Annotated in this window: 13 protein-coding genes; 1 reads left to right on the forward strand and 12 read right to left on the reverse strand. The window is 51.0% G+C overall.

The window, feature by feature from the left end; genetic code table 11:
• Positions 1-361 precede the first annotated feature (361 nt).
• Entirely contained in the window at positions 362-913 is a 552-nt protein-coding gene (locus N6G83_RS38815; RefSeq protein ID WP_024529452.1) for a tyrosine-type DNA invertase, read from the forward strand.
• 324 nt (positions 914-1,237) lie between these two features.
• On the opposite strand, the gene N6G83_RS38820 is transcribed toward N6G83_RS38815, so the two are convergent.
• The 12 genes from N6G83_RS38820 to N6G83_RS38875 form a co-directional block, all read right to left on the reverse strand.
• Positions 1,238-1,906, reverse strand: coding sequence for a response regulator transcription factor (locus N6G83_RS38820; protein ID WP_074031376.1), 669 nt, complete (start codon positions 1,904-1,906; stop codon positions 1,238-1,240).
• 66 nt (positions 1,907-1,972) lie between these two features.
• Positions 1,973-2,566: a response regulator transcription factor gene (locus tag N6G83_RS38825; protein WP_233169409.1), complete on the reverse strand. Its 594-nt coding sequence runs from the start codon at positions 2,564-2,566 to the stop codon at positions 1,973-1,975.
• Between the two features lie 365 nt (positions 2,567-2,931).
• Positions 2,932-3,474 (reverse strand): fimbrial protein, encoded by a 543-nt coding sequence (locus N6G83_RS38830; protein WP_051372386.1) that lies wholly within the window; start codon positions 3,472-3,474, stop codon positions 2,932-2,934.
• 71 nt (positions 3,475-3,545) lie between these two features.
• Positions 3,546-4,691, reverse strand: a complete 1,146-nt coding sequence (locus N6G83_RS38835; RefSeq protein WP_024529448.1) for a fimbrial protein — start codon at positions 4,689-4,691, stop codon at positions 3,546-3,548.
• The gene (locus tag N6G83_RS38840) at positions 4,682-7,237 is read right to left on the reverse strand and encodes a fimbria/pilus outer membrane usher protein (protein WP_199061466.1); all 2,556 of its coding nucleotides are present in this window, start codon (positions 7,235-7,237) and stop codon (positions 4,682-4,684) included. Before N6G83_RS38840 ends, N6G83_RS38835 begins: the two co-directional genes overlap by 10 nt.
• Before the next feature lie 104 nt (positions 7,238-7,341).
• Complete coding sequence (locus tag N6G83_RS38845; RefSeq protein WP_199061468.1) at positions 7,342-8,016, reverse strand: molecular chaperone; 675 nt, start codon at positions 8,014-8,016, stop codon at positions 7,342-7,344.
• Positions 8,017-8,115: 99 nt separating this feature from the next.
• Positions 8,116-8,640, reverse strand: a complete 525-nt coding sequence (locus N6G83_RS38850) for a fimbrial protein (protein ID WP_074031379.1) — start codon at positions 8,638-8,640, stop codon at positions 8,116-8,118.
• A 500-nt stretch (positions 8,641-9,140) separates the two neighbouring features.
• Entirely contained in the window at positions 9,141-9,689 is a 549-nt protein-coding gene (locus tag N6G83_RS38855) for a tyrosine-type DNA invertase (protein WP_021179836.1), read from the reverse strand.
• Between the two features lie 592 nt (positions 9,690-10,281).
• Entirely contained in the window at positions 10,282-11,016 is a 735-nt protein-coding gene (locus N6G83_RS38860; protein ID WP_260524123.1) for an SDR family oxidoreductase, read from the reverse strand.
• Positions 11,017-11,020: 4 nt separating this feature from the next.
• Positions 11,021-11,269: an acyl carrier protein gene (locus tag N6G83_RS38865; protein WP_199061473.1), complete on the reverse strand. Its 249-nt coding sequence runs from the start codon at positions 11,267-11,269 to the stop codon at positions 11,021-11,023.
• A 15-nt stretch (positions 11,270-11,284) separates the two neighbouring features.
• Positions 11,285-12,094: a MaoC/PaaZ C-terminal domain-containing protein gene (locus N6G83_RS38870; RefSeq protein ID WP_211136039.1), complete on the reverse strand. Its 810-nt coding sequence runs from the start codon at positions 12,092-12,094 to the stop codon at positions 11,285-11,287.
• Complete coding sequence (locus N6G83_RS38875) at positions 12,091-13,341, reverse strand: beta-ketoacyl-[acyl-carrier-protein] synthase family protein (protein WP_024531053.1); 1,251 nt, start codon at positions 13,339-13,341, stop codon at positions 12,091-12,093. The genes N6G83_RS38870 and N6G83_RS38875 overlap by 4 nt, the downstream gene beginning before the upstream one ends.
• Between the last annotated feature and the right edge of the window lie 4 nt (positions 13,342-13,345).

Here is a 13,345-nt window from a genome sequence, read left to right on the forward strand (position 1 = left end):
AGGGCTAGCAGCTGCTTATCGGGCTAAAAAACATTATTAACGCAATAATAAAAATCTCAAAAATAGGCATAAACCCAAAGATGTTCAAGTCGCTTTAGATAAACAGCTAACCGGTTAGATTAGATAAATCATTTCTAAATATACGGTTTCCAAACCTATCCAACAGGGCTTCCTGATGATCAAGTGAGTTGATTTTTTCTTAATAAATAACCGTTAACCCCCCTTCAACCCTAGTAATAAGATAATGCTGTAGGATTAACCCCGCAGTAACACTGCTATTTTGTTTGCTGATAAGGGTATTCAATGTTTAAATGAATATACCATCCGTCATATTTGCTTTATTTAACTTAGGGATAAGAGAATGACAAAACGCAAATATCTCAGCCATATTGAAATTGAGAGAATGATCTCCGCCGTCCCGGACGGCGTCAACGGTTGCCGCGATCGTTGTATGCTGTTGATGTGCTTTATTCATGGATTACGCGTCAGCGAACTACGGGGACTGCGGCTGGAGGATATTGACCTGGCTACCAACCGCTTACACGTATCCCGCCTAAAGAACGGTTTTTCGGTCCAGCATCCTATTCAAATCCGTGAGCGTATCGCGCTGAGCCGCTGGCTGGCAAAGCGCCCGGGCTACCTGGAACCTGATAGCCCCTGGTTGTTTCTTTCTCGCCACGGTGGGCAAATTTCACGCCAACAGCTTTACCGATTAATAAAGTCCTACGGTGAATTAGCCGGTATCGACGTCCAGGTCCATCCCCATATGCTACGCCATTCCTGCGGCTATGCCCTGGCAGATAGAGGGATAGACACCAGACTCATTCAAGATTACCTGGGCCATCGCAACATTCAAAACACCGTTATTTATACTGCCAGCAATGTTGAACGCTTTCGGGTAATACATATTTAACCCAACGCAGGCCACCGATTAACACTGGCACCGCATTTTTTACTTCGCGGGTGTAGCTAGCTGTGTAACAGCCAATATTCTAACGTTATATATCATAGTCGATCACGATGGGATATCAGGGGCTGACCTTTATTGCCATAAGCCAAGCTTGGCGGCACGATCATCTTGATACTGCCGTGATTTGGCCGCTTGGAGATCGCCGGTCAGAATATCCATGGATAGCGGCTCAGTAACTGGATGATCGAGGTACCGTTCCGTCAGCTCTGCGGTATGCCCCGCCATACTTGATGACAGCACGGCGGGGCATCAAGCGATTTCCAGCCATCAATCACAGGCAAACTGCTGGCTAATGTTTTTTCTCAACGAGAACAGTTCGCTGTCGTTTTTAACCTGTAGTTTGCGCATGGCATTACATTTGTGCGCGCTGATGGTCTTGATGCTGCGTTGTTGCAGTTCAGCAATTTCCCGCAGGCTCATCCCGTTGAACAAGAACGACAGAACATCATTTTCGCAGCGGGTCAGATGATGCAGGCTTGAAACATCTTCAGGATCGCTACGCGCCAGGTAAGAGCCGATCAATGGACTCAATACGCGCTCACCGTTAAATACCCGGTGAAAGAACTCTCCGACCAGTGGCAATTCATCCCCACGGGACACCACGCTGATATTGGCCACATCAAGCAGCTTGCACAGATCCTCGCCTGTCTGGCTGCGGGTGTAAACAATGACCCGTAACTCAGGCTGCTGCGCACACAAATTCAGTAGAACTTCACGGCACTGCGCGATGGTTTCATTCAGGCCATTGAGTTCGGTGATGAGAATATCGACAGGTTGGTACAGCAACCTTTCGGCAACCGCAGCCATGCTGGTTTCCTGCACGATAATCTCATTGGCGACGTTAAGCGTGCCAATAAAGCAAGACAGCCCAGTAAGTGTGAGTGGGCTGCGATCCATTAATGCCAAGCCAAGCGGCTTTTGTGACAACGGTTGCATAGACGACTCCTGTATAAATATCTCGTTGATTCCATCCAGAGAATAAGTGCATAGCGATATCAAAGGTTAGCGGGCAAACACCGGGCCGGTCTTTGCCATCCACTTGCCTTGCAAATAAAGTTCACCATCATTCTGAAAGCCCAGCTTGTGCATCGCATTACGCTTGTGGGTGCTAACGGTGCGGACATCACGGTGCATCATCAACGCCGCGGTGGTCACGCTTTTGCCTGAAAACAGGTGTGTCAGCACATCCAGTTCACGGGACGTCAAGGCTTTGCCAATAGCAGACTGACTGCTCAACAATTGCCGCACCTTATGGCTATAGCTGCGACACCCCGACAAGACCTGCTTTACGCATTGCGCCAGCGCAACTCCAGGCTCCTGTTTGAGCACCAGCCCTTTGATGCCTGACGCGGTCAGCAATTGCAGCACCCGAGGATCGTCAAGAGCGGTACACACAATCATCGCCGTGGCTGGCCAATGCTCCAGGCACTGTGCAATCAGCCTTAAACCATCCAGAACCGACTCTTCTTCACCACACAGTTCCATAATCAACAGCCGGGCCGGGCGGTGGCGCATCAATCCAGGGATTTGCTCCAGATTACTGACCCGTTGTACCTCGTCCGTCAGGCCACAGGACTGGGCCAAAATATTACGCATTCCAAGTGCAGTGATGGGGCAAGATTCCATTACAATCACACCGTCCCCTTTTAACCCATTAGGGCTGGGGGAATGCGCACTCCCTCTCTGATAAGTATGAACCATTGTCATATTGAACCTCCCATTTCTGCTAAATACCCTTTTTTACTTCCTTGATAAATTGGTGTGCAAAAATGTCATTCCCTCTCATATATATGAGGGTTATCTCTTCTTATTTTTATTGATCAAACAACACATTGAAAATATAGCCAGCTATCAAAAATTAATAAGCCCCAGGCAATTAACTCAACAGACACAGGTAAAGCTAAAGCGGCCATAAAAAAATGGGGCCAGGTTTTCTTATGGCTAGAGGGTATTACTGGTGATTACTGATAGGTAAGAGCCACCTGCACAACCCCCTCAATACTGCCTGGGGTTGCCCCACCGTTAGTGCTAAAAGCGCGCGCCTTCAGCGGGAAGCTCGCCTTGTTGGTGGAGTGATCGACAAGCACGGTCATATCACTGCCGCTGCCCAACCGGCGATTAGCTCCTGATGTACTCCCATCAACCATTTCAATCTGCACAGCACCGGCAGGATTGGCCGCGGCGTTCTTATACAAATCCGCGCTTTCATCCGCTGCCGTACCGGTGAATGTCGCAGTAACGTCAGTGGTTGAAACGGGGCAATCACTCAGATCCAGGCTGAAACTCTCCCAATCGCTCCCCGCCCCCGCGGTCAGAGTATGTGCCTTAACTTCCCCCAGATCGACATTGACATCGCCCCCCACGGCATCGACCGTACACGGCGAAGCTTTAACCGTACCGGTAATCTTTATGCGTGCATCGACCGCCGAAGCCGAGCAACTGATCCCCATACCACCGAGAGCCAGGCACAATGCAGTCGTTTTAAAAATTGCTTTCATATCCATAATAAATATCCTTCTCCATTTTAATTAAACTTACTTTCGCAGAAAGTCCGAGCTTTCCGATGCAAACGGGATTATTCCATTTTTACCGTAATAGTCGCGGTTGCCTCAAAGTCTCCAACTTTCGGTGCTTTGCCGGTCGTGCTGATAGGGTAGATGTTCAATGTCGTCTGACTATCACTATCGATATTACCCAAGCCATTCATTTCCATAGACAGTTTGTCCCCAGGCGAAATAACCTGGGTATTTCCGCCACGTTTTTCTTCAATTCTGATCGCAATATCATCATTATCCGACGTCACCGAACCATTAGTGGTGGTGGTCTTCAGGGCAGTAGGATCATGAGGATTCACCTCCCCCTCAAACAGCAAGCTGATTTTTGCGCGTGTCGATAGGTTGGTGCACTCCAGATACAGGGTTTCTTCATGTATCTGGACGGTACTTGGCTTTTGGCCTTTATCTTTAAAATCGGTGGACATAATGCTGCCAAAGGGCACGGTAATCATTGGGTTTTTAAGTTCGCATTTTTGCGGCACGGTGATCTTACCGCTCATGCTCACTGACGCCGTTGGCCTGTTCCCCCGGCCTACATTGGGATCCGAATTAATATAGACATCCAACAAGGGAGAATGGGTTATTGTCGAGGTGCCAATGACCGCCTGTCTGAAATAGAGATGAACCAAGCCTTGTGCACCACTATCATAGAGTACGCCCTTACAATCCTGAGGCCGGTTAAAAAAACCGTTCCCCCTCCATCCGTTGCCGGGGAAAGGCACAGGGAAATATTTATTGACGGCACCGGCAATATACACGTCCATAGCTGCAGAAAAATCATCGCTACCGCTCAATGAATAGAACTGCCTGCTACCATCCCCATCCGGCAGAGGCGCCCCCCTAGGGACAGCCATAATAAACGACTCTTTCATCCGAGTTTCACTACCGCAGTCGCAGTTGACCAGATACCCGTCCCCCTCGTTCTGCCACACATTTTCGGCCTTATTCACCTCATAAAAAGTCTTGCCAGCCGTGTTCTTATCCGGATGGTCGAACAGCTGATTAAAGGTAAAGTGATAACCCATAGTCGAACCTGCAGGTTCGCACTGCCCGATGGCTGCCTGCGCCGACGGCAGGATCCCCAACCCTAAGGCGATAACTCCCCCGATTGCTGAATAATGCACTAACGATTTCCATTTATTCATCATTAAAGCCTTTATAAACATTGGCCATTCATCAGACGGATCCCGGCGCTATCTTTTTGCTCCGGCACACTGTAAGACACTTGGCATTGTTGCGACGCGGCGTTGCCCCATTTGACCAGCAACTTGCCACTACCAGCCATCCCTGAGAGGAACACCTGACCACCGTCACCGACGATGCTGCCGTTATCTCCCCCATTGCTATCGGTTACGGTGGCACCGAACGGTACTGGCGCACCGCCCTGCCTCAACAGGGTCATCAATACCCGTTGACCGATATTAGGTTTGAACTCGGCACGCACTATGGCACCACGGGTTGGGATCACCGTCTGACTGGTTATCGTCATATCGACATCATCCGGCAGAGTAGTGGTGTTTATCGCAATATTGTTTTTGCGATATACCGTGGCATAAGGCACTACGGCATAGCCACGCCAGTCGGTAGTCACCCCTGATTGGTTGGCTATATTGACACCCTTGGCTCCCGGTGCTTTCACCAGCACCGCCGTCTCATTCATCTGTTGCGAGAGTGTCAAGCCGTCTTCGTGCAAGAGGATCCCGCCCTGTACCCCGTAGTTGAGGCGTTGATCGGAACGGTTATAGCCATACCCCACATTGACTCTGCCCAAGCCGCCACGATAGCCAAGGCTGCTATTGCCGTAAGCCCCGACTCCCTGGCTGGTGTAGCCCTGGCTGACGTTATAGCTCAGGTTATTACTGGGTAATGCGGTACCATTAAGGCCGACTGAGTTACTGGTGTTACCTTTGCGGCTGGTATTCAGGTTGTAACTTGCATAGCTGTCAGACAGCCTTCCGCCCAATGGCATGCTGATATTGAAGGCGAGAATATGGTCGTCGTAGTTGACGCGTTCGCCGCTGCTGTCATAACCATCTCTGCTGAAGGTATAGTTCAGGCCATAGCTGATGCTGTTCCAGCTATTGTTATAGCCAACGCTTACCGACTGGTTACGGCGCCGATCGTTCCAGTAATCCTCGTTGTACAGACTGAGCGACAGTGAACCTGCACCTTCCCATAGCGCCTGGCTCATCGACAGTTCAGCACGACTCTTCTTGTGATTCTGACTTTGTGAAGTTTTGCCGCCGGTATAGGTATTTAACGTTTCCTGCAGGGTATAGAACCCCGCCGTCGAGTAACGATAGCTGGCCAAGGTGAAGCTGGTACCCGTTTCGACAAAGTTCTTGCCGTAACGCATACGCCACGATTGGCCACGCTCTTTGGCAGCAAATTCAGGTTTAGACCAAGCCTGGGTAACATCGGTAGAAAACGCGCCGATAACCCCCATGTTTTGCCCCCAGCCGAAAGCCAGTGCCTGATATTTGCTGGCGGCCTGCACGCCGCCGTAGAGGGTGGCGCCCCTCGGCAAGCCGTAGATCGCCGTGCCTTGAGTAAACAGCGTATCATCCACGTTACTGTTGGATGAACGATATTGGCCGCTGGTCAGGCTATATTTGAAACGCCCTTGCCGCTGTAACACCGGGACGGAAGCAAACGGCACCACTAGCCTTTGCTCGCTGCCATCGCTCTCTTTAATGCTCACTTGCAGATCGCCGCTGCCCGCCGTCGGGTAGAGATCGCTGATTTCAAAGGCCCCTGGCGGCACATAGCTCTGATAAATGACATAGCCGTTCTGGCGAACGGTGACCTGAGCGTTACTGCGGGCAATACCGCGTACCGTCGGCGCATAACCCCTCAAACTCTCTGGCAGCATGTCATCATCCGAGGCTAACTGACCACCACGAAAAGGCACGCTGTCAAACACCTCACTTTGAGAGGAGCTGTCACCCAGTATCAACTGGCTCTTCAGCGCCACGATGTCGCGTTGTAAATAGGTATTGATGGAATCCCAGTGGCTTTCGCCATCAGAGTCACGATTCCAGGTTGAGTAGTTACGCAGACGCCAGGCGCCGAGGTTGACCCCTGAACGCAGGTTGAGATAATAGCTATTGCTGTCCGAGCTGTTACTGCTTCGTGCCCAGCTGTTGGCACCGCTAAAGTTATAGTTAACCAACAGCGCCGGTATTCCCTGATCCCATTGGTCTGGCGAAACATAGCCACGCACGGTCGAGTTCAATGCCGCCTGGGGAATACTGATATCCAGCCGCTGTTGATTAAAACGGAACGAGGCCGATGCCTGAGGAATGATCTGCGCCAGATTAACGCACTGCCCAGAGGCCGGAATAGCGGGGAAGGAAGCGATCTTCACGCCCATTGCCTCCAGCATATCGCTGCTTAAGCAAGGCTGCAGGCTGTCCTCACCTGCCGGGCTCCGCTGCAGGGAGAAATCAAGATCTTGGGTATCGATCATCCCCCCATTCAGATAGATATCAACCCGGTACGTACCTGGGGCCTGAGTCCGACCATCTTCAAAAACCGTCAGATCGGCCCCTCTCTGAGACGGATTATCAAGCTCCAGCAGTGCCGGGTTAAAGTAATCGCGGGCCTGTGCGCTACCGGACATTCCCATTAACATGGCAACCTGACATGAGATCAACCACGCCAACGGGGTACGGTTAAATCCGCGCGAGCCTATACGCTTCGGGTTTTTCATCCATTTAACTCCATTTATCAGCCGCGCCAGTAAATTCCGGCAAGCCGCGTCCCTTCCCTGAACTACCTGTGCAGGGATTAGCTGTATTTAATCTGGTGAATGCCTTATATATTCCCGATGAACGGTTTAGTAATACCGCCGTAATCGTTAATAACTTCCCAGCTCAATGCCCCACCAGAGCTACCGTCGGGTAACTCGAAGCGTGCACTGGATTTCGGCGCAACCATGCTGACATTTTTCAGCGGACTACCATTAACCTTGACTGAGAACAGAGTGATAAAGTAGGGCGATGCATTGGTCACCTGAACCGCGTTACCGCTACGCTGCCAGGTCAGTGTCTTGGCAGCATCCTCTAACGTACCGGGTAACCCCTGAGGGCGATAAATCAGCTTGATACGCGTCTTGACCGCAATTTGTAAACTGTTTTCCTGCTTCTTGGCTGAAGGAATAGATTTGATGTTCAGCCAATAGAGAGATTCTTTATCGGTCGGCAAATTCCCCCCGGCACGCACTACGCGTAGGATATTATTCTGCTCACCATCCAAACGGAATAAAGGGGGGGTAATGATAAATGGCGCCTTGGAGGTGTCCCCTTCGTTTGTATCAACCCAGGATTGGATGAGATAGGGCACCTTATCCGGGTTATTGATCCCCAGGGAGGCTTCTTTTTTACCACCGTCATAAACCAGGCGCGTTCCGCCGACAATAATGCCCGCCTGTACCTGCGCACCAAAGGTTAGTAACAGCGCTGCGACTATTGTGCTCCGCCAGACTTTCATTTCTTATTCACCACTTCGCCCATTGAGAGAAAGGCCAGGGGGTGACTTTCGCTCCCCTGACCAGCCTTATACCGCCCGTATCAGCCGAGCGGATAAAACTTACTGATAGATAATGGTAAAGTTGCTCACTGCATTAGCCTTGCCAGCAGTTACGGTGGCTGAAGTCGCGTAGTAACGTGCAACAAACCCGAGCACGTTATCATCGGTGCTGCTCAACGGGTAAACGCTTGAATCCGTGTGCAGGTTAATCACTTTGTTGTTGTTGTCAGCAATCTGAACACCAACACCCGTGGCCACACCCGGCTCTTCGGTCAGCGCCAGAACGGCATCGTTACCTGCGACCTGGATACCATCAAAACGCACTGTCGCCGCTGTAACCGTATCTGGGCAGTTTTGCAGGATCAGGGAGAAATCCTTAGAGGCAGCAGTTACGCCAGCGCCACCTTTGAATGCGCCGACATACACTTTACCCAAAGTAACGGTCTGGTTTTCTGAGTCAGAATGCACGGTACAAGCTTGATCGATGATCTCACCAGAGAAGTTTACTTTGCCGTCTGCAGCGAACGCAGCGGTAGAGAACGCGGAGGCAGCCAGTACAGCCACGGCGAGCAGATTCTTGTTCATATACTACTTTTCCTTTTAAATAATGCACTTCGAATGCGCGCATTTGTTTATTTTTGACATAACCCTATGTCATTCCTTTTTATTTAGTTCATCGACTGAAAGCCGCCTCCGCAAATAGCGATAGGGCAGTAATACCTTTCCAGCCAAACGATTCATTTTGAACTAAAGTGACTCCTTTGGTTTAACGTGCCAAGGATGGCCTTATAACAAATAATGCTCAGCTTAATATTCTGACAAATTGAATAATAAAAGAATTATTAACTGGATATAAAACAGGCAGGTTTTGCACTTGGCTTTTTATAGGTGTTTAAGTAAGAAAACACTTAAGGCTGGATGGGATTTTTTTAGGGCAGGAATTATTTAAATCGTTGTTATTTAATGCATTTGTCAATCAAGGTGGATTATTGAATAGTTAGTGTTGACATTATTTTTGAGTATCCTTAGAGTATGTTGCAATTTAGTTCAAAGTGACTCATTAGACATATTTCCTCATACTTCAATCACCATACTTCCTTAAACCTTCTGGCATTACTTGCCGTATATAACACCGTATTCTGAATATTCCTATGGCCAAGAAAATCCTGAATCAAACGCGTATCAATTCCCCGGTCCGCCAAGGCAAAACCGCAGCCATGACGCAGCATATGGGGATGTGCATTGACCTCCAGATTGGCCGCCTCACTGTAATTACGAATTAGCCAATAAATACGTTGACGTGATAAACGAGATCCCCGGTTAGAAAGAAACAACCACTCGCTATCCGCACCACGATAATGTTTTCTCTTGGCCATCCAACGCTGTAAACACTTCCGCTCGCGCACATACAAAGGATGAACCGTTGAGAAGCCGTTTTTCAATCGATGAATATAAATATTGCCACCTTCAAGATCGATATCTGATAGCCGCCAGCTATTGATTTCACTCACGCGGCAACCATGGATAAAACACATATAAATCAAACAGTAGTCACGTTCTGGATTCTTGCCTTTCAGCGTTGCCTCTAGCAGTTTTTCCACTTCGGAAGGCGTTAAATGTTTACGACTGGTCATAATACCTCTTTGACTTTTCACCAAAAGTATGTGGATTTTTCCTCCCTTTTATTTCCACAACAACGCTCAGGAGCATTAGCCCCCTACCTTCGGATAACATCCTGGATCCTAAGTGGAGTATAGCCGATAAGTAATCACGAAACAGCCTGGTCATGGAACAATGCTAATTGCTTATGATCTAACGCAACTTAGCCAACAATGAGATTAAAATCAGTAGTTCAGTTCAGCTGTAGGTTAATAAAAAATCAAGGTTAAATTATGCAACATAATAACAACAGGATGAATGCAATAAATACAAAATATAAACACCCTGATGAAAAATTGAATAACACCCATCTCCAACAGCCAAATGGGACGTTGAGTAGAGAGGCTTCCTACAGCGGTTCCATTAGAGAATAATCCCAAAATAAAAACACATAAAATAAATGATAAACATAAGCCAAAGCTATACAAAGAGGCATATCTATCGGAAAATACGTATATGAGTGGGTTGAAAATCAAACGGACCTGAATATATTCGCGGGAATGTACGGCAATAAAAAAGGGCACCGATAGACAGTGCCCCAACATAATACAGGAGGTATTAACGCGTTCAGACGGTAAAACCTCCGTCAAGGATCAGGCTCTGGCCCGTCATATAACGGCTGTCATCACCGATAAGAAACGCGGTGGTACGCGCCACCTCGCTGGCTTTGCCCAGGCGGCGCAGAGGAATCTGCTTGCGCAGCGCCTTCAGCGCCTCCGGCGGAATGGCCTGCGTCATCTCGCTTTCGATAATCCCGGGCAGCAGGCAGTTTACCCGGATACCAAAAAGGGCCACTTCCAGCGCCAGAGATTTCCCCATGCCGATCATCGCCGCCTTACTGGCCCCATAGGCCGTTTGCCCGGTGTTGCCCTTGATGCCCGTCACCGAAGACATCAGCACCATCGCCCCCTCCCCCTGCGCCATCATGGCGGGCAGCAGGTGGTGGTTCCAGTAGAAGATGGCGTTCAGGTTGGTGTCGATCACCTGCCGCCAGCGCTCACCGGTTTGCTGGATATGCAAATCATCCAGCGTGATCCCGGCGTTATGGATCACCGCAAAAGGTGCACCGAGGCGTGCCAGCAACGGCGGAGCCACAACGTTCACCGCCTGCTCGTCACTGCCGTCACAGACGCAGCTTTCCACCCAACCCGGCAAACCCGAGCAGGCTTCAATCACCGCCGTGCTGGCTGACTGAGCGTGACGGCAGGTGAACACCACGTTCCATTGCTTGGCCAGTTCTTCCACCAATGCGCGGCCAATCCCCCGGCTCCCACCGGTCACCAACACCCATTGTTTAGTCATGGGATTACTTTTGCGCATCGGCCAGGTTTTGACAGAGTTCACCCAGCGTCATAGTCGGCTGATTGATGAACATTTCTGCGGTGAGCGTTGCCCCGAACTCGCGTTTGGCCAATACCATCAGCTCCACATAGTCCAGGCTGTCCAGCTTCAACTGATGCAGGGGCATCTCTGGTGCCAGATCGGCCCTCTCGAGATCTTTGGCATCACAAATCATTTCCGTGACGGTATCGTAAACCTGTTGGTAGTTTTCCATGGTTATATCCCTATGTTAATGATCGGCCATTGGCCATGTTTTCAAGGTGATGGAAGTCGCGAGCAGCGGATGCCACTGCGTTCTGGCCTCGATCACCGTGCGTAACACCAATCCACTGCTTTTGTTTCCGATGATCAGCATCGGCTGAATGCAGTAGTACAGCCGATCTTCGGGTGCAAAAAGCGTTTCTGGGTTGAATAATCGGGCGCTGAAGTGAGTCTCATGATGTGTCTGTACCACTGGGCTCAGGGCAAACACCTCAATCAGCGTGGTGGCCTGCAGCTCCGGCAGCGCCGTCGTCAGCGCCGCCAAGGTTTCCGGGGATTTCACCAGCAGTTGGAACAGCAGGGCGTCAAAGAAACTCCACGCCTGGGTGATCTCCGATGCCTGCCCCGGGAACGGCTGGCAGAGTGCCATCACCTCGTTAACGGTCAGCGCATGCTCGTGATCGCAAGCCACCAAGTCTAGTGACCTGGCCGGGGCCAGCTTGCTGCTGAAGCAGCTTTCCTGCGTGGCGCAATCCCGCAATTCACCGGTGATCTGCTTGCCGTTACCCGCTATCTGCAAGTGATACGGCGTCTGGCACAGCACCGGTCGGCGCATGCGGGTGCTGAAAACATAAAAGTCATGCTCCAACGGAGTCGCAAGCAACACCGCACTCAGATGACGTTTCATATCCAGCATCGCACGCATCCCATGGACGCTCAGTTGATCGGCTCCCATTTTACGTACGTGTTGCAGATCAAAGTGGATCGGGTTGTAGTCGCCGGAAAAGGCGGCCCACTCCTCGGCATCGCCCAAGGTGTAGTTGAAGATCATGCTCATGCCCGCCCGATAACCAACGCCGCGTTAGCGCCGCCGAAGCCGAAGCTCAGATTCAAGATGTTCTGTAACCGGGCCGGGCGGTGCCCTTCGCTGACGTAGTCCAGATCGCACTCCGGATCGGCATTTTTCAGGTGACAGGTGGCGGGCATCAGTTGATGCTGCAACGCTTGCAGGCAGATGATGGATTCAAAGCTGCCGGCCGCCGCAATCAGATGCCCGGAGTAAGACTTGGTGCTGGAAAGCGGCGTGCTATAAGCCGCCTCGCCGAAGGCCAGCTTGATCGCCTGGGTTTCATTCAGATCGTTGAGGGGCGTAGAGGTGCCGTGCGCATTGATATAGTCAATCTCCTCCGCCGTCACCCCGGCCTGCCGCAAGGCGTGCTGGATGGTTGTCACCCGGGCAATCTTGTCTTCCGCCGGGGCGGTAAAGTCGAAGGCATCAGAGTAATTGCCGTAGCCCTTGATTTCCCCCAGGATGGTTGCCCCACGTGCCAGTGCGGCTTCGCGCTCTTCCAGGCACAACACGGCAGCACCTTCGGAAAGGACAAAGCCGTTGCGATCGAGGCTGAATGGGCAACAGGCCTTGCTGATATCGTCCTGCTCACTCGTCAAAGCACGCAGCACATCGATATTCCAGACGGCAGTGTCGCTGCTTAACGATTCCCCTGCCCCGGCCAGCATCATCGAGGCACGGCCACTGCGGATCACCTCAAACGCATCGCCAATGGCGATCGTTCCGGTGGCGCAGGCCGCAATCGGGCTATTCTGATAGCCGCGCAGGCCCCAGAACAGGCTACAGGCGGCCGTCGCGACATTCGGCATGGACAGGAAACAGCCAAAGGGTGAACCCAGTCCTGCACGCAAAAAATCCTCATGATTGTTTTGTATTTCATCCTGGCCCGCCCAGCCGCTGCCGATGATGGTGCCGCACTCCAGCAGATCGTAATAGGCCGCCGGGCTTTCCCCATGGAAAGCCATCTCCATTGCTTCGCGGGCCGCCCCCAAGGCTAACCGGGCAAAGCGTGGCAAACGGCGGCGGATCGCGGCAGGCACCCCTTTCAAGTCAGGTTCGTCGTCTATCACCCCCAAAAAATGCGACTGGATCCCCACGGCAGATTTATCGTAATAGCGATAACCCAAGCGGTAATCCATCATCGCCGCCCAGCTTTGCTCTGTATTCATCCCTAATGGCGTGACCGCACCATAGCCTGTAACCACCACGCGACGTGGCAAAGCATCTTTATTCATGATC

Source organism: Serratia sp. PL7, assembly GCF_945957435.1.